13 protein-coding genes are annotated in these 17872 nt (G+C 61.7%); 5 read left to right on the top strand and 8 right to left on the bottom strand.

Translation table 11 applies throughout. The annotated features are described in order from the left end of the window. Positions 1–344: 344 nt before the first annotated feature. The gene (locus M2360_RS23425; RefSeq protein ID WP_280777805.1) at positions 345–734 is read right to left on the bottom strand and encodes a hypothetical protein; all 390 of its coding nucleotides are present in this window, start codon (positions 732–734) and stop codon (positions 345–347) included. Positions 735–1109: 375 nt separating this feature from the next. Between M2360_RS23425 and M2360_RS23420 the strand changes: the two genes are divergently transcribed. From M2360_RS23420 to M2360_RS23410, 3 genes are all read left to right on the top strand, one after another. Continuing rightward, a complete protein-coding gene (locus tag M2360_RS23420; protein ID WP_280777804.1) occupies positions 1110–2624 on the top strand; it encodes an acetyl-CoA hydrolase/transferase family protein in 1515 nt (504 codons plus the stop codon). A 238-nt stretch (positions 2625–2862) separates the two neighbouring features. Further along, a complete protein-coding gene (locus M2360_RS23415; RefSeq protein ID WP_280777803.1) occupies positions 2863–5739 on the top strand; it encodes a PAS domain-containing protein in 2877 nt (958 codons plus the stop codon). A 166-nt stretch (positions 5740–5905) separates the two neighbouring features. After that, on the top strand, positions 5906–6151 hold the full coding sequence (locus M2360_RS23410; RefSeq protein WP_280777808.1) for a DUF2798 domain-containing protein: 246 nt from the start codon (positions 5906–5908) through the stop codon (positions 6149–6151). Positions 6152–6196: 45 nt separating this feature from the next. Here the strand turns inward: M2360_RS23410 and M2360_RS23405 are convergent, their stop codons facing one another. Both M2360_RS23405 and rpoD read right to left on the bottom strand, forming a co-directional pair. After that, positions 6197–6427, bottom strand: coding sequence for a methionyl-tRNA formyltransferase (locus M2360_RS23405; protein ID WP_280777802.1), 231 nt, complete (start codon positions 6425–6427; stop codon positions 6197–6199). Position 6428: 1 nt separating this feature from the next. Then, complete coding sequence (rpoD, locus tag M2360_RS23400) at positions 6429–8489, bottom strand: RNA polymerase sigma factor RpoD (protein ID WP_280777801.1); 2061 nt, start codon at positions 8487–8489, stop codon at positions 6429–6431. Positions 8490–9034: 545 nt separating this feature from the next. Here rpoD and M2360_RS23395 point away from each other — a divergent pair. Continuing rightward, the gene (locus tag M2360_RS23395) at positions 9035–9856 is read left to right on the top strand and encodes a calcium-binding protein (protein WP_280777800.1); all 822 of its coding nucleotides are present in this window, start codon (positions 9035–9037) and stop codon (positions 9854–9856) included. Positions 9857–9998: 142 nt separating this feature from the next. Then, positions 9999–11294 carry an MFS transporter gene (locus tag M2360_RS23390; protein WP_280777799.1) on the top strand — a complete coding sequence of 432 codons (1296 nt, stop codon included), beginning with the start codon at positions 9999–10001 and terminating at the stop codon, positions 11292–11294. A gap of 16 nt (positions 11295–11310) precedes the next feature. On the opposite strand, the gene M2360_RS23385 is transcribed toward M2360_RS23390, so the two are convergent. From M2360_RS23385 to M2360_RS23365, 5 genes are all read right to left on the bottom strand, one after another. Next, a complete protein-coding gene (locus M2360_RS23385) occupies positions 11311–12405 on the bottom strand; it encodes a chemotaxis response regulator protein-glutamate methylesterase (protein WP_280777798.1) in 1095 nt (364 codons plus the stop codon). 2 nt (positions 12406–12407) lie between these two features. Continuing rightward, the gene (locus tag M2360_RS23380) at positions 12408–13262 is read right to left on the bottom strand and encodes a protein-glutamate O-methyltransferase CheR (RefSeq protein ID WP_280777797.1); all 855 of its coding nucleotides are present in this window, start codon (positions 13260–13262) and stop codon (positions 12408–12410) included. Between the two features lie 29 nt (positions 13263–13291). Then, positions 13292–13777 carry a chemotaxis protein CheW gene (locus M2360_RS23375; protein WP_280777796.1) on the bottom strand — a complete coding sequence of 162 codons (486 nt, stop codon included), beginning with the start codon at positions 13775–13777 and terminating at the stop codon, positions 13292–13294. Between the two features lie 2 nt (positions 13778–13779). Then, positions 13780–15807, bottom strand: coding sequence for a methyl-accepting chemotaxis protein (locus M2360_RS23370; protein ID WP_280777795.1), 2028 nt, complete (start codon positions 15805–15807; stop codon positions 13780–13782). A 138-nt stretch (positions 15808–15945) separates the two neighbouring features. After that, a complete protein-coding gene (locus M2360_RS23365) occupies positions 15946–17853 on the bottom strand; it encodes a methyl-accepting chemotaxis protein (protein ID WP_280777794.1) in 1908 nt (635 codons plus the stop codon). Between the last annotated feature and the right edge of the window lie 19 nt (positions 17854–17872).

Here is a 17872-nt window from a genome sequence, read left to right as displayed (position 1 = left end):
TCCGCCGTACATCTGGGTACGCCCTCGCCAAAAGCCTTGATCCTGACCGAAATTGATCCGGCAGAATGAGGCGGATAAGCTGAAACACGCTCTAGACCATATGTCAAATCAAGACGCTGGGGTTTCCGGTGATCCGGCGCTCGCCGGAAAGGCTTTTGCTTTCGCGCGCGCCGAATCCTGCTGACATGGGCTTCGCTCGGATGACTGCGTTTTTACGGATTTGACATACAAAGCCACAACAAAAGCCCTCCGCGGCGCAAGCCGGGGAGGGCGTTTAGGCGGCCTTCGCGCGATGACAGGGTTGAGCGCGAAGACCGGCCTATCAGTTGCTGATCGTTATGAGGTCACAGGCGCGGGCAGCCGCGCACATTGGCGAAAACCATCTTGGCCCAGACGCCGCGCGTCTTGCCGGTCACGGTCACGCGGTTGGGGCCCGTATGCGAGACATAGACGCGGTTGAGACCGTTTTTATAGGCTTTCTGCAGCGCGAGGTTCTGCGAGCAGCGTCCCACTCCGGGGCGGACCACCACCACCGGGGCGGGTCGAACCACGATGGGGGCCGGGCGGATCACCACCACAGGCGCCGGACGGATGACGACTGGCGGACGATAATGGCGCGGGCCGCCGATATGGACGTCCACGTCGACGCCGCCGGCATTGGCCTGACCTGCGGCGCCGAGTGCGCCGAGCGCGAGGGTAACGGCAAGCGCCGCCTTGGTGATGAAACTGGTCATTGATGCTCTCCTTGGTCCTTTACTCGGATCCTTGCTTGCTTGCCGAGCGATGAGACGACCTTATCTCTGGTTCTCTGAATGGTTTCGGAATTTGCCGTTCAGTTATCGTTCAGGATGATGAAGAAGAGGTTTACGGTTTGTTGATCATGTTTTGGCCGGGCCGGTCAGCGGCTTTCGATGACAGCGCGCGGGCGCGAGGACGCCGGTTTCAATGTGGCGGGCGGCCCATGGCGGGCTGATCATCAGCGTGCGACTTGACGCATATCAAGGAAAGCCCGCTGGGAATAAGGCTTTCGTCGCATAGTCATGCATTTGTTGCGGATCTATCCATCGATCTTTGCGGCAACCGCATATATTAGCGACGAAGGAACCAGAATGACGTCCACTCGAATTGCGCCGGCCCGGTTCAAGGCCAAGATCACCAGTGCGGAAAAGGCGGCGGCGATGATCGCGCCGGGCTCGACCATCGGCATGAGCGGATTTACCGGCTCTGGCTATCCCAAGGCCGTGCCGATGGCGCTGGCCGAGCGGATGACCGCGGCGCATGCGGCTGGAGAGCCGTTTCAGGTGCGGGTGCTGACAGGCGCCTCCACAGGACCGGAACTCGATGGGGCGCTGGCCCGCGCCGACGGCATCGAATTCCGCGCGCCCTACAATTCCGATCCGATCGCCCGCGACAAGATCAATCGCGGCGAGATCGACTATTTCGACATGCATCTCAGCCAGGTGGCGCCGATGGTCTGGGAAGGCTTTCTCGGACGGCTCGATGTGGCGGTGGTGGAGGTCTCGGGCGTGCGGCCCGATGGCTCGCTGGTTCCGTCCTCCTCGGTCGGCAACAACAAGACCTGGCTCGACCGCGCCGACAAGGTGATCCTCGAAGTCAACAGCTGGCAAAGCGAAGCGCTCGACGGCATGCATGACATCTATTACGGCACGGCGCTGCCGCCGGCGCGGGTGCCGATTCCGCTCGTCAGGCCCGATGACCGCATTGGCGAAACCGGCTTTCGCGTCGATCCCGACAAGATCGTCGCGATCGTCGAGACCGAAACGCCGGATCGCAACCTGCCGTTCTCGCCGCCGGATGAGACCGCGCAGGCGATCGCCGGCCATCTGATCGAGTTCCTCACCCATGAAGTGCGCCAGGGCCGGCTGCCGGTCTCGCTGTTGCCGCTGCAATCGGGCGTCGGCAATATCGCCAATGCGGTTCTCTCCGGCCTGATGACGGCGCCGTTCGAGAATATGACCGCCTTTACCGAAGTCATCCAGGACGGCATGCTCGACCTGATCGACGCGGGCAAGCTGCGCATGGCCTCGGCGACGGCCTTTTCGCTCAGCCCGGACGCGGCCGAGCGGCTGAACGCCGATATGGGCCGCTATCGCGACCGGATGATCCTGCGCCCGCAGGAAATCTCCAATCATCCGGAGCTGGTTCGGCGTCTCGGCTGCATCGCCATGAACGGTCTGATCGAGGCCGACATCTATGGCAATGTCAATTCCACCTGCGTGATGGGCTCGCGCATCCAGAACGGCATCGGCGGCTCCGGCGATTTCGCCCGCAACGCCTATCTCTCGATTTTCATGACGCCATCGACCGCCAAGGGCGGCAAGATCTCGGCCATCGTGCCGCAGGTTCCGCATGTCGACCATATCTCCCAGGACGTGCAGGTGCTGGTGACGGAGCAGGGGCTCGCCGATCTGCGCGGCCTGTCGCCCAAGCAAAGGGCGCGAACGATCATCGCCCGGTGCGCCCATCCGGATTTTCGCCCGGCGCTCGAGGATTATTTCGCCCGCGCGCTGTCTGGCTCCTATGGGCTGCATGCGCCGTCGTTGCTCGGCGAGGCGCTCGGATGGCATCAGCGTTTCGTGGAAACGGGAAGCATGGCCGGCTGAACAACGGGATGGCCGCGATGCGAAGTCTTGCGTCGCTCGGCGTCGCGAAACAGTCGAACCGTATGAATTAGTAAAATAAACCGCATGCGCGTTGACACCGCGCATGCGCGCTGTATCAGCTTCGCGATGGGGGGACATCGCGCGAAGCGACGGCCTCCGGAGGAAGGACGACCGTCGGATCGCGCGTGGTCGTTGCTTTCGGATTTCGCGTCCTTCGCATCATCTGGATTCCGGCGCTATGAATTTCATCGAGACATTGGACGTTGCCGATCTGGCGCAGCTTTTTAACAAGGCGCCCAATCCTTATGTCATCCTCGATCGTGAGTTTCGCATTCGCGCGATGAACGACGCCTATCTTGCCGTCACCATGCGCAGCCGTGAGAGCATTCTCGGCCTGAATATGTTCGAGGCCTTTCCGAGCGATCCAGAATCCGCCTCGCATCGTCTGTTGCGCGCGTCGCTCGAGAAAGTCGTGCGGACCGGCGAGGAGGATGCGATCGCGCTTATTCCCTATCCCATCGCCCGACCGGACGGCGCCTATGAGGATCGTTTCTGGAGCGCCACCCACAAGCCGATCAAATCGCCGTCGGGGGACCTGCGTTTCATTCTTCAACATACGGTGGACGTGACGGAACTGCATCGCCTGCGTCAGGAGGCGGCGCGCGACTGGAAGGTCGAGACGGACGTGCTGACCCGCGCCGATCGCGTCGCGCATCAGAATCTGGCGCTGGCCGAGGAGCGGCACTATCTGCGTAGCCTGTTTGAGCAGGCGCCGAGCTTCATGGCGGTGCTTCTGGGCCCGGATCATGTGTTCGACATGGCCAACGCCGCCTATCTCGATGTGGTCGGCCGTGGCGACATCGTCGGGCGAAGTGTGCTTGACGCCCTGCCGGAGGTCGAGGAGCAGGGCTTTATCTCCCTGCTCGATCAGGTCTACACATCGGGTCAACCCTTTGTCGCCCATGGCGCCCGGTTGGTTCTGGGAACCGGCCCAGCGCGGCGCGAGGCCTATCTCGATTTCATCTATCACCCGATCCGGGACAACGACGGCGAAACGATCGGCATCTTCGTGCAGGGCCACGATATTACCGAGCAGAAACTCGCCCAGGACGCGGCGCTGGAAAGCGAGGCGCGGTTCCGATCGTTGGCCCAGTCCATTCCCAACCATGCCTGGACAACCGATCGCGACGGCCGGCTTGAATGGTGCAACGAGCGCGTCACCGATTATTCCGGCTTGTCCCTGGCCGAGATGATGGGACGGCCGATCGGCGCCACATTGCATCCCGACGACCAGCAGCGGGCGCAAGCCGCCTGGGCGGCGGCGCGGATGGCGGGCGAACCATTCCAGGCGGAAATCCGGCTGCGACGGCGCGACGGCGCCTATCGCTGGCACATCACCCGCGCGATCCCGAGCAAGGACGAGAATGGCGCGATCCTGCGCTGGGTCGGCACCAACACCGATATCGAGGACCAGAAGACCACCGAGGCGCAACTGGAATATCTCGCCGAGACGCTGGAGCAGCGTGTCAATGAGCGCACCGCAGAACTGGAGCGGACCGAAGTGGCTCTTCGGCAAAGCCAGAAAATGGAGGCGGTCGGCAATCTCGCGGGCGGTATCGCCCATGATTTCAACAATCTGCTGCAGGTGATCACCGGCAGTCTCCAGCTTCTCGGCCGGCATGCGCGGCTCGACGAAAAGGGCGCGCGCTATGTGGCCAACGCGCTTTCCGCCACCGATCGCGGCGCACAGCTCGCGGCGCAATTGCTGGCCTTCGGTCGCCGCCAGCCGCTGGCGCCCAAGGTGGTCAATCTCGACCGCATGGTGCGCGACATGGATGGGCTCATCCGGCGCAGCATCGGCGAGGGCGTCGAGGTCGATACGGTGGTGGCGGCAGGCCTCTGGAACACCATCGTTGATCCGACCAATGTCGAGACGGCGCTGCTCAATCTGGCCATCAATGCGCGCGACGCCATGGATGGCCACGGTAAATTGACGATCGAGATCGGCAACGCCGTGCTGGACGCGTCCTATGCGCAAGGGGCCGACATCACGCCCGGCGATTATGTCATGCTCGCCATCACCGACACCGGCGCCGGCATGCCGCCAGAGATCCTCGACAGGGTGTTCGAGCCGTTTTTTTCGACGAAACCGGAAGGCAAGGGCACAGGGCTCGGCCTGTCGATGGTCTATGGCTTCGTGCGCCAGTCCAACGGGCATATCCGCATCTATAGCGAGGTGGGCGTCGGCACGACGATCCGCATGTATCTGCCGCGCAGCGAGGCTTCGGAGGAAATGTCAGCCCTTTCGCTTGCGCCGCTTCAGGGAGGCCATGAGACCATCCTGCTGGTGGAAGATGACGACGCGGTGCGGGAAACAGGGGTCGCGCTGTTGCGCGATCTCGGCTATAGCGTGCTGACCGCGCGGGATGCGGCGAGCGGCCTTGCCGTCATCGAGAGCGGGGCGACGATCGATCTGCTGTTCACCGATGTGGTGATGCCGGGGCCGATGAAGAGCACCGAACTCGCCCGCCGCGCCCAGGCGATGCTGCCAGGACTGGCGGTGCTGTTCACCTCCGGCTATACGCAGAATTCCATCGTTCACGACGGCAAGCTTGATAGCGGCATCGATTTCATCTCAAAACCCTATGGACGCGACCAGATCGCCCGCAAGGTGCGCCAGGTGCTGGATGCGGCGCATGAGCCGCAACGCCGCGCCCTGCTTCCCGCAGATGATGTCGCGCCGGCTGCTGCGGCGGCGGCATGGCCCAAACGCGCGCTTCTGGTGGACGACGAGGCGTTGATCCGCATGGCCACCGCCGACATGCTGGAGGATCTCGGCCTTGAGGTGGTGGAGGCCGGCACGGTCGTCCAGGCGGAGGCGGCCTTCGACGCGTCGGTCGATCTGCTGGTCGTCGATCTCCACCTGCCGGATGGACATGGGCTGGATCTGGCGCGCCGGTTGAGAACGCGAAAGCCTGATATCGCCGTGGTGATCGCGACCGGCGAGCGCCCGAAATCGGTGATCCATGATCTCATCCGCGCCGTGGTGATCGGCAAGCCCTATGACCAGGCGATGCTGAAAGCGGCGATCCGGGAGGTGTGCGGGGAGGGGTGATTGTCGCTGAACGCAAGCTCTGGACAGCGGACTTCGGAATGTCTAAGGAAAATCGTCCGCCGCTTGGCGGGCCGTAAGCGTCTGACGTCAGGCTACGCGTATCAACCTGGATCGTCGCACGGGCGGCAATGATAGGCGCGCCATGATGATCCTGATCCAAGAAAGCATGATCATGAAGTTTACGCGTCTGCCAGCCCGCTATGCGGGCCTTCTCCTGCCGCTGGTTCTCTCGCTTCTGATGACCTTCGTGGTCTCCGGCGTCTCCACCCTCAAGGTCATCGGCCTCAGCGCCGATCTCCTCAGTCACTGGATGTCCGCCTGGGGCGTTTCCTGGCTGATCGCTTTTCCCACGCTGCTCGTCGCAATGCCGGCGGCGCGAAGGGTGGTTAGGGCGGTGACTGAGCCGGTGTGATCACATGAAAAACCCGGCTGGATCGCTCCAACCGGGTTTTTCATTTCAGAGTGAGAACTCAGTTCGAAGTATTTTCAAAAGACGTTCTGCTCCCAAGCGGTCGAGTTGTATTGATTGGCTCTTTTTTCCCGGCATTTCACGGGTCTCAGACCCGTAGGTATCTATTTGCAAGACTTTGGCGTCGCCGTCTCCGAAAACAGAAAACGTTGCGTCAATTTCTTTATGCAGGGAATTGCGCCCCATTTCTTTTCTTTTAAAGTCTCGGACTAACGCCATCTCAGCTATCCAAAAAGCTCCGCAGCTTCCGGCTCCGGCTCGGGTGCTTCAGCTTGCGCAGCGCCTTGGCTTCGATCTGGCGGATGCGTTCGCGGGTGACCGAGAACTGCTGGCCGACTTCTTCGAGCGTGTGGTCGGTGTTCATGCCGATGCCGAAGCGCATGCGCAGCACGCGCTCCTCGCGCGGCGTGAGCGAGGCCAGCACGCGGGTGGTGGTTTCGCGCAAGTTCGCCTGGATGGCGGCGTCGATCGGGAGCAACGCGTTCTTGTCTTCGATGAAGTCGCCGAGATGGCTGTCTTCTTCATCGCCGACAGGCGTTTCGAGCGAGATCGGCTCCTTGGCGATTTTCAGGACCTTGCGGACCTTTTCGAGCGGCATGGCCAGCTTTTCGGCCAGTTCTTCCGGCGTCGGCTCACGGCCGATTTCATGCAGCATCTGGCGCGATGTGCGGACGATCTTGTTGATCGTCTCGATCATATGCACCGGAATGCGGATCGTGCGGGCCTGGTCGGCGATCGAGCGGGTGATCGCCTGACGGATCCACCAGGTGGCGTAGGTCGAGAACTTGTAGCCGCGACGATATTCGAACTTGTCGACCGCCTTCATCAGGCCGATATTGCCTTCCTGGATCAGGTCGAGGAACTGCAGACCGCGGTTCGTATACTTCTTGGCGATCGAGATCACGAGACGAAGATTGGCTTCCACCATCTCCTTCTTGGCGATGCGGGCTTCGCGCTCACCCTTCTGCACCATCTGCACGATGCGGCGGAATTCGGTGATCGAGATGCCGGTTTCGCTGGCAAGGTTCTGGATTTCCTGGCGCAGGTCCTTGATCGTCTGGTTTTCCGAGCGGGAGAATTCCTTCCAGCCGCGGGCGGAGAGATTGCCGATCGACTTCATCCAGTTCGGATCGAGTTCGGCGCCCATATACTGGTTGAGGAATTCGTCGCGGCTGACGCCGAAGCTCTCGGCCAGACGCAAGAGCTTGCCTTCGTTCTGCACGAGGCGCTTGTTGATCTCGTAGAGCTGCTCGACGAGGCTGTCGATGCGGTTCTGGTTGAGCGACAGCGACTTGACCGCCGTGATCAGCTCGTCCTTGAGTTCCTTGTAGCGGCGCTCCTGGGCGGGCGACAGCGTGGCGGATGCCGCGAGGCGAGCTTCCACCTGTTGGTCCTGCAGCTTGCGCAGCTTCTTGTAGGTTTCGGCGATCTGGTCCAGCGTCTCCATGACCTGCGGACGCAGTTCCGCTTCCATGGCGGCGAGCGAAAGGCTGGACTCGTCTTCGTCCTCCTCCTCTTCCTCAAACACCATGGTTTCGCCGACATCGGTAATGTCGTCGTCGTCACCGGAGCCGGGGCCGCCGCGCGCTTTGCGGGCCTTTTCCTTTTCCTCGGCCGCCTTGCGGTCAGCTTCGATCTTCTCAGGGCTCTGGAACTGCGGCGCCGCCTTGGCCTCTGGGCCGGAATAGGTGGTTTCGAGATCGATGATCTCGCGCAGCAGGGTGGTGCCTTCGTTGAGTTCGTCGCGCCAGATGATCAGCGCCTGGAAGGTGAGGGGGCTTTCGCACAGCCCCTGGATCATCGTCTCGCGGCCGGCCTCAATGCGCTTGGCGATGGCGATTTCGCCTTCGCGCGACAGAAGCTCGACGGAACCCATTTCGCGCAGATACATGCGGACGGGGTCATCGGTGCGGTCGGTGGGCTCGCGCTTCTTGGCCGTGGCCACGGCGGTGCCGGCGGCAGGTGCGATTTCGCCGCCCTCGGATTCGCCATCGGACTCGGCTTCGCCGTCGTCTTCCTGCGCCTGCTCCTCGATGTCTTCGTCCTCGACGACGTTGATGCCCATGTCGGACAGCATCGCCATCGTGTCCTCGATCTGCTCGGAGGTCACTTCCTCGGAGGGCAACACGGCGTTCAGCTCGTCCATGGTGACATAACCGCGCTTCTTGGCGGCTTTGATCATCTTCTTGACGGCGTCATCGGAAAGATCGAGAAGAGGACCATCCGGCGCTGCGTCGCGTTCAGATTCCGCTTCTTCGTTTTCTTTGACCTTGGTTGCCATAGTCTATTGCTCTCTCTGACGCATTAAGCCTTAAACTTCGCGCTGCCGCACAATGTTCGACCCGCATTGCAGGCCGCAACGCGAATCAGCAGCTACGAGCTAACAGGATCACGGTTTAACGGGCGATTAACCGCATCGAGATCCGCCTTAGATTTCCGGCGGTTGGCTCGGTTTGCGATCATTTTCCCGTCTGGCCGCGTCCTGCTCGGTGTCTTGTTCATGATGTCTGCCTGAGACGGTGATTCCTGCTATTTTGTGTCACGTCAAGCATTTCGGCGCAAAAATCGTGCAAAGACGTGAATCTCACGGTGTTCAGGACAGTGTGGGACATCCGACTACGCTGTCGTGTCTATTTAGGGAACAGGTGGGATTTTTCAAGGGTCGGCGGGCGCAGCCTTTCCCGGAGCTTGCGTGGCAAGCCTCGCTCCGGTTCGGCGGGCTCGCTTTCGTTGCTCCCGCCATGGCGTACAACTAAAAAAGGATCAGCGACGGCTCGTTTGCAAGCAGGCCTATGTCGCCTTGGGCAGCGTTGAGGGATTGTGGACATGGCCAAACAGACTGGAACGGGCGACGACGATACGCTCACAGGTGGATCGCAGGCCGATGAGATCATCGGCGGGGCTGGCGCCGACAAGTTGTATGGTCGAGCCGGCGCGGATCGTCTGGATGGCGGTTCTGGCGCAGACTTTCTGTATGGAGAGAATGGAGACGATCGGATCTGGGGTGACGACGACAACGATATCCTTATTGGGGACAAGGGCGCTGATCGTCTCTGGGGCGAGGACGGCGACGACTATCTGTCGGGAGGCGATGGGGTCGATACGCTGATCGGCGGCATCGGAAACGACGCACTGTTTGGCGGCGCCGGCGCCGACGTGATGAAAGGCGGCGCGGGAAACGACACCTACAACACGCAAACCGGCAACGACATTATTTCAGATAATTCCGGCTCTGATGAATTCCACATTCTCGGATCGCGTTCGCGCCCTGAGATCACCGACAAGAACGGATCGGACATCTATGTCATCGAAAATCCGGAAAGCCGGGCCTGGATCTTCGACACTGCGGGCGGCGACGACGAAATCGAATTTCATGCGACGACCGGCTCTTCCGACAGCACGCTCGCCGAACTGGACGAACTCGAATTTCTCCGGGATGGCTCTGATCTGCTGGTGCGTGTCGATGGCAATCGCCAATACACATCCTTCTCCTATTTCTTTGAAGGCGCGAAATACCGCATCGAGACCCTATTGGTCGGAAACGGCAAGCAAGACAGCGACGGCGATTACGTTATCAAGGAATATGACCTGACCGACCTCGCCAAGTTGGAACTCGGCAAATGGACGTCTGGCGACGACCTCTGGTAACGGGCGTCCGCGCGTCCATTCACGTCGCTGACAGCTGATATCAGAAGATTTGACCGGAGCCAGGATTGTCGCCCTGTGGGCTTGGGGCTATGCCAGGTCACAGAAGTTGGGACACGGCCCGCGGGCTGGATCGGAGGCACCCTTGGCGTCGCGCGCGCTCGCAGCCTGGTTACAGGCCCGCAATATCCATTATGGCTGGGCGGTGGCCGGGGTCACCTTTCTCACCATGCTTTCCACCGCCGGCGCCATGGGTTCTGCGGGCGTGCTGATCGGTCCGCTGCAGACGGAATTCGGCTGGACGAATGCCGAGATTTCCACGGCGATGGCGGTGCGGCTCGCGCTGTTTGGCCTGTTCGGTCCCTTCGCCGCCGCTTTCATGAACCAGTTCGGCATCCGCAAGGTGGTGGTGACGGCGCTGTTGATGATTTCCTCGGGCCTGGTCGGCTCTTTCTTCATGACCGAGCTCTGGCAATTGCTGTTGCTGTGGGGCGTGGTGATCGGCGTGGGTACGGGCATGACGGCGCTGGTCCTCGGCGCCACGGTGGCCACCCGCTGGTTCTCGGCCCGCAGGGGCGTGGTGGTGGCGATGATGACCGTCTCCACGGCGACCGGCCAGCTGGTGTTTTTGCCGTTGCTCGCCTATCTCACCGAACAGATCGGCTGGCGGCCGGCGCTGATGGTGGTGGTGGCAGCCCTTGTCTTGGCCATGGTTCTGGTTTTGGCGATCCTGCGCGATTACCCCGCCGATGTCGGGTTGGCGCCCTATGGCGACGACAAGATTGCGCCGCCGCCGGCTCAAGACAGACGTTTGCTGGAACTGTTGGCGCTGCCGGTCAAGACCTTGTGGGACGTGCGCGCCAATCCGGTGTTTCTGGTGCTGTTCTTCACGTTTTTCGTCTGTGGGCTGAGCACCAATGGCCTGATCCAGACGCATTGGATTTCGATCTGCGGCGATTTCATGATGCCTGCGGTGACTGCCGCCAGCCTGCTTGCGATGATCGGCATCTTCGATTTCGGCGGGACGTTGCTATCGGGCTGGCTGTCGGACCGCTACGACAACAGATGGCTGCTGTTCTGGTTCTACAGCCTGCGCGGCTTGTCGTTGATCTATCTGTCGCTGTCGGGCTTCGACATCTATTCGCTGACGTTGTTTGCCGCATTCTATGGGCTGGACTGGGTGGCGACGGTCCCGCCGACGGTCAGGTTGTCGGCGGAGAATTTCGGCCGGGAAAAATCCAATATCGTTTTCGGCTGGATTTTCGCGGGTCACCAGCTCGGCGCGGCGACAGCCGCTTTGGGCGCCGGCGCTCTGCGCACCGACTACGAATCCTATATGCCGGCGCTGCAGATCGCCGGCGGCATGTGCCTCGTCGCCGCCATGAGCGTTTTCCTGATCGCGCGGCCGGGCGGCGCGCGCCTGACGCCGAAACCGGCTTGAGACAGGCGGGGCGGTTTCAGAACCGCCCCTGCGCCGCCATGATCTCGCGGGCGATGTTTTCGAGCGGCGAGATGCGGTCGACGCCGCCGCGTCCGATGGCTTCCTTCGGCATGCCGAACACCACCGACGTCGCCTCGTCCTGAGCCACCGTAAAGGCGCCGGCATTGTGCATCTCTTCCATGCCGCGCGCGCCGTCGTCGCCCATGCCGGTCATGATTACGCCCATGGCGTTGGCGCCGGCGTTGCGGGCGGCCGAGCGGAACAGCACGTCCACCGAGGGCCTGTGGCGCGACACAAGCGGTCCGTTGCGGACAGACACCTGATAACGCGCCCCACGGCGCTCCAGCATGGTGTGCAGCCCGCCGGGGGCGATCAGCACATGGCCGCGCAGCACCGGATCGCCATCGGCGGCTTCCTTGACCTCGACTTCGCAGAGTGAATTCAGCCGGCTTGCGAAGGCGGCGGTGAATTTTTCGGGCATATGCTGGACGATCACCATGCCTGGCGCATTGGCCGGCAGTTTCTCCAGCATTTCGCGCAGCGCCTCGGTGCCGCCGGTGGAGGCGCCGACGCAGACCACCATTTCGGTCGTCTTAGCCATCGCCTTGCCCGTCGGGGGAGGGAGCACGGCGTCCGCCGTCAGTTTTTCCTGAGGATTGAGCGAGGCCGGGGCCGAAGCCGAGCGGAAACGCCTGTGATTGCCGATCCGCGCCCGGGCCGCGCCCTTGACGACGGCGCGGATATGGTCTGCGGTTTCCGCGAGATGGTCGGCGGCGCCGATCTTGGGCTTCAGGATGACATCGACCGCGCCGGCCTCCATGGCTTGCAACAGCGTCTGGGACCCGGCCTCGGTGAGTGACGAGCACATGACCACCGGCAGCGGATGCTGGCTCATCAGTTTGCGCAGAAAAGTGATGCCGTCCATTTGCGGCATTTCGACATCGAGCGTGATGACATCGGGAATATCCTCGCGCAGCCGTCGCGCCGCGACGAACGGGTCCTGCGCGGCCCCGATGACTTCGAAATCCGGGTCTTCCTCGAAGATGCTGGTCAGTGTCTGTCGGACACTGGCGGAATCGTCGATGATGAGGACGCGCACCTTCTTTTTCATAATCATACTTTCTGGAAAACTGTATTCGCGACGGTTTTCAGGGGCAGATCGAAGCCGCTGATCGTTTCAGAATGGCCGATAAACAAATAACCGCCTGGCTCCAGGCAGTCGCAAAGCCGGGTCAGGACTTTTTCCTGCGTTGGCTTGTCGAAATAGATCATGACATTGCGGCAGAAGATCATATGCATGGGATCCCCGACCGGATAGGCGTCATCCATCAGGTTCAACCGGGCAAAGCCTACCTTGGAACGCAGCTTGGGCGTGATGCGCACCTCACGACGGTCGCGGGCGATCGCGGTCATCACATAGCGCCTGCGCATGTCCGCGGGCACGGGATCGACGATATCCTGGGCGTAAATGCCGCGGCGTGCGGTTTGTAGCACTTCGGTCGACAAGTCCGTGGCCAGGACGTTCCAGGCGATATCGGGACGATCGCCAAACATGTCGTCGAGCACCATGGCGATCGTATAGGGTTCGGCTCCTACAGAGCAGGCTGAGCTCCAAACTCTCAGGCGCTTGACGCCCGCTTGCAGGAGAGCGGGCAGCGCGCGCTGTGTCATATAATGGAAGTGATTGGGCTCACGAAAGAAATCAGTCTTGTTGGTCGTGACCGCATCGATCAGGAAGATCGATTCCTTCTCCAATCCCCCCTGGCTGAAGAGATAGTTGCAATAATGCTCGAAACTGGTGTGGCCGGTGGCGCGCAGCCGTCGCCGCAGGCGTCCCTCCAGCATCGTCTGTTTGCTCGGCGGCATCTTGATGCCGCTATAATTGTAGATATAGGCGGCCAGCCGTTCGAAATTCCGTTTGCTGATGCCGTCTTCCGATGGCGCAGCAATACGAGGGGCGGTCTGCATTCCGGTTACTCCACGCATTCACACTAACGTCAGGCGGCGACATTTCTCTGGGAAAGAAAAGCGGTGTCGTCCGATGACAGAAGCCGGGCCAGATCTATCACCACCACGAAGCCCGTTTCCTTGCGCACCACGCCGGCGATGTAATCCGAGTTCCAGCGGATGCCGATATCAGGCGCCTGCTCGATCTGGGCGGTGCGGAACGGCGTGACCTCATGGACGCGGTCAGCCACCAGACCGAGGGTCAACATACGGTCGTTCAGGGGCACGTCGAGCACGAGAACGCGGGTGTGTGGCGTCGCCACCGTGCGGCTGAGGCCGAGCTTCAGCCGGAGATCGATGGTGGGAACCGCCTGGCCGCGCACATTGCGCAGCCCCAGCAGATAGTCGGGTCCATTGGGGATCTTGAAGGCGTCCTCATGATCCAGGATTTCCCGAACCACCTCGACGGGAACCGCAAACGCTTCCTCACCGAGGCTGAACGTTACGAACTGGGATTCGCTCTGTTGTGTCGTCATGGTTATGCGCTCTCCTTGAAATCGTCATCAAAATGATCGGCCGCGCCGTGGCTCAGATCCAGCGCGAAACCTTTGGCGCGGCTCTGCTGCGCCTTTATGCTGTTGTCCGAGCGTCGAGCCGACTTGCCGACCGGCTGCTTGGCGCGGTGTTTTTGAGCCTTGTCGTCGTCCGCCTTCGTTTGTTCAACCTGGAAGAAGGCGATCGAGGACTGCAATTCTTCCGATTGGGCCGCGAGCTCTTCAGATGTTGCTGCCATCTCTTCTGCGGCCGACGAATTCTGTTGCGTCACCATGTCGAGTTGCTGGATCGCCTCGTTGATCTGGCTTGCGCCGATATCCTGCTCGCGGCAGGCGGCGGAGATTTCCGTCACGAGTTCTGCGGTTTTGCGGATGTCTGGCACCAGGCGCGACAGCATTTCCCCGGCCTGCTGGGCCGCCTTGACGGTGTCCACCGACATGTTGGAGATCTCGGCGGCGGCGGACTGGCTGCGTTCGGCGAGCTTGCGCACTTCGGACGCCACCACGGCGAAACCCTTGCCGTGCTCGCCGGCGCGAGCAGCCTCGACAGCCGCATTCAGCGCCAGAAGATCGGTCTGGCGGGCGATTTCCTGGACGATGGAAATCTTCTGGGCGATGGTCTGCATGGCGGCGACGGCGCGGTTGACGGCGTCGCCCGAGATTTCGGCGTCTTTCGCCGACTGGCGGGCGATCTTCTCGGTCTGGGCGGCGTTGTCGGCGTTCTGCTTGATGTTGGCGGCCATCTGCTCCATCGAAGCAGACGCTTCTTCGGCGGCGGCGGCCTGTTCGGTCGCGCCCTGGGAAACCTGTTCGGAGGACGCCGAAAGCTGCTGACTGCCCGAGGAGACGTTGAGAGAGGCGGAGAGAGAGTCGGCGACGACGCCCCGCAGCCTGTCGACCATGCTTTCGAGCGCCAAGCCGAGCAGGTCGCGGTCCGACAAGGGCTGGGGCTTCACCGTCAGGTCGCCATTGGCGATCTGGTCGGCGATGCGCGCCGTCTGGCGCAGATTGCGCACCATGCTGCGCATGGCGATGCCGAGCGTGTCGGCGTTGGACAACGGTTTGACCTCGACGGAGAGATCGCCCTGGCCGATCAGGGTTGCGGCTTCGGCGGTTTGCGACAGATTGTCGACCATATTCTTCATTGCGAAGCCGAGCGTATCCTTGTCCGACAGCGGCTTCGGCTCGACCGAGAGATCGCCTGCGGCGATCCGGTCGGCGATGGCGGCGGTGCCGCGTAGATTGGCGGTCATCACGTTGATCGTTTCGACCACGTCCCTGATCTCGTCATTCGCGCCGACCGCGACCGTATTGTCGAGATCGCCGATCGCCACGGCGTCTGCCGCATGCTTGACGCGGGAGAGACCGCGGCTGACGCCGAGCGCGATCCATAGGGCGATGCCGACCGACAGCAACACGCCAGCCGCCACTGCGGCCATCAAGATGAGTCTCGACATATCATAGCGGTCATTGGCAGCGACTTCCGTGCTCTTGAGATCCGCAGCGATATGCTCGTCGAGCGACTCCATCACCTCAAGCACTCTCAGCGTCGCCTCATAGCCGCCGGCCATGGACATTTCGGCCGCGCGGCCCTTGCTGACCGGCGTGTTCTGGGTCGCCAGCAACAGGATCTCGTCCTGCATGGCGATCCAGTTCGGCAGGGCGGTGCGGAACTCCGCCACCGCCTCGCGGATCATCGGATTGTTCTCCGCATCGAGAGTGCGCAGATACTTGTCGATGTCCGCGCGCTTCTGCTTGATGCCGGCGACATAGTCGCGGAGTTTTTCGAGATTGGTGGTGAGAATGGCGTTCTTTTCATCCCGGATCGAGGCGTAAACGTCTTCCTTCAAATGGGAGGACATTCTGAGATTGGTCGCTGGTCCTTCGACGATGTCGACCACCGAGTGATTGAGCGCTGAAAGGTTGACGACCGCCACGGCCGCCATCGCGCAGCTCAAGAGGATCGTTAATGTGAAGGCCAGTGCCAGTTTCGCCTTGATCGTGAATCTCATGTTCCTACTCCACCCGTTTTCCCTGTCTGCCTGTTTCACCGGTCTTCCGTTCTGGAAGTTTCCGGGCCTGCATTCCGGGCGGATCGGGCGCGATCGGCAACAAATGTCGATCGCGGCCGAGGCCCTCCTTATTGGTCTTCACGCGGTCTCGCGAAAATCCTCGTCATCGGCATCCGCGCCGCCCTGCCGCATGTCGAGCGCGAAACCGCGCGCGCGCGCCTGCTGGGACGACACGCTGTTGTCGCTTTTCGCGCGCGCCTTCTTGTTCGCAGTCGCCGGCGCCGGCTTCGGACGGCGGTCGTCGCGCGGCGAGGTTTCGACGCGGAAGAAAGCGATCGAAGTTTGAAGCTCTTCGGACTGGGCGGCCAGTTCCTCTGACGTTGCGGCCATTTCCTCCGACGCCGACGAGTTCTGCTGGGTCACCTTGTCGAGCTGCTGGATCGCCTCGTTGATCTGGGAGGCGCCGATATCCTGCTCGCGGCAGGCGGCGGAGATTTCCGCGACGAGCTCAGCCGTTCTGCGGATGTCGGGCACCAGGCGCGACAGCATCTCGCCAGCTTGCTGGGCGGCCTTCACCGTGTCCGTCGACATTTCCGAAATTTCGGCGGCAGCGGATTGGCTGCGTTCGGCGAGCTTGCGCACTTCGGAGGCGACGACGGCGAAACCCTTGCCATGTTCGCCGGCCCGTGCTGCCTCGACGGCCGCGTTGAGCGCGAGAAGGTCGGTCTGGCGGGCGATTTCCTGGACGATGCCGATCTTCTGGGCAATGATCTGCATGGCGTCTACGGCGCGATTGACCGCGTTGCCGGACGTTTCTGCATCCTTGGCCGACTGGCGGGCGATCTTTTCGGTCTGGGCGGCGTTGTCGGCGTTTTGCTTGATGTTGGCGGCCATCTCCTCCATCGAAGCCGAGGCTTCCTCGGCGGCGGCGGCCTGTTCGGTCGCGCCCTGAGACACTTGTTCTGATGATGCGGACAGCTCCTGGCTGCCCGACGACACGTTGAACGAAGCGGAGATTGCATCGGAGACGACGCCGCGCAGGCGATCGACCATGTTGCGCAGGGATACGCCCAGACGATCCTTTTCGGACTGCGGCGTGATGTTGATCGTGAGGTTGCCGTTGGCGATTTCCTCAGCCACTTTGGCGGAGGCGTTGAGGTTCTGGACCATGTTGCGCATGGAATGGCCGAGCGTGTCCTTGTCGGACAGGATCTTGATCTCGACAGCGAGATTGCCCTTGGAAATTTCGTCCGCCATCGCCGCCGTGCCGCGCAGATTGGCGGTCATCATATTGAGGACGTCGACGAGGTCCTTGATCTCGTCATTGGTCTTGACGTTGATCTCGGGATTGAGGTCGCCGAGCGCGACGGCATTAACAGCCGCCGACGCGGTCTTCAGGCCTCGGGCGATGCCCATGGCGATCCATAGCCCGATGGCGATGGACATCAGCAAAAGCAGTCCAGTCATAGCTGTGAGCGTGTTGAAGGCCCGCGCATATTGATCATTGGTCGCCGCGTCGGTCGCCTTGAGATCATGGTCGACCAGTTCGGTGATGTCGTCGATGCCCTTGAGAACCGCGTCGGTGGCGCGTGCGCCGTCTCCCATCGAGAGCCTGGCCGCTTCGGCGTTGCTTTCCGTGGTGTTCATCGTGGCAAGTTCGACAATCCGGTCCTGCAGCCGCGCCATGTCGCCGTAGTTTTGCTTGACGTGTTCGACCCCGCCCTTCAGTTCTTCTGTCGCAAGCTGCTCCATTTTCGCGATGGAAGCCTCGATCTGCTTGCGGCTTTCGGCGATTTGCGCTCGGTAGCCGGCGATGGCGGCCGGATCGAGGTTCATGATCGCATTCTTTTCGGCGCGTATGCCGTCGGCGACGGCGTCCGCCAGGACTTTTGAGATTTCGAGATCCTGAACCGGACCGGCCACCATGTGGGTGATCGCGGTGTTCAACGAGGACAGATTGCTGATGCTCAGATACGCCATCGTCGAAACCATGACGATGATAGCGCCAAACGCTGCGGCAAGTTTTGCCTTGATCGTAAATCGCATGAATTTGTCCCCGATAGTA

The sequence above is a fragment of the Rhizobium sp. SG_E_25_P2 genome (genome assembly GCF_029892285.1).
Taxonomy (GTDB): Bacteria; Pseudomonadota; Alphaproteobacteria; order Rhizobiales; family Rhizobiaceae; genus Rhizobium_E.
The sequence above is the reverse complement of the archived record's forward strand: the minus strand, read 5'-3'. Positions and strand labels throughout refer to the sequence as shown.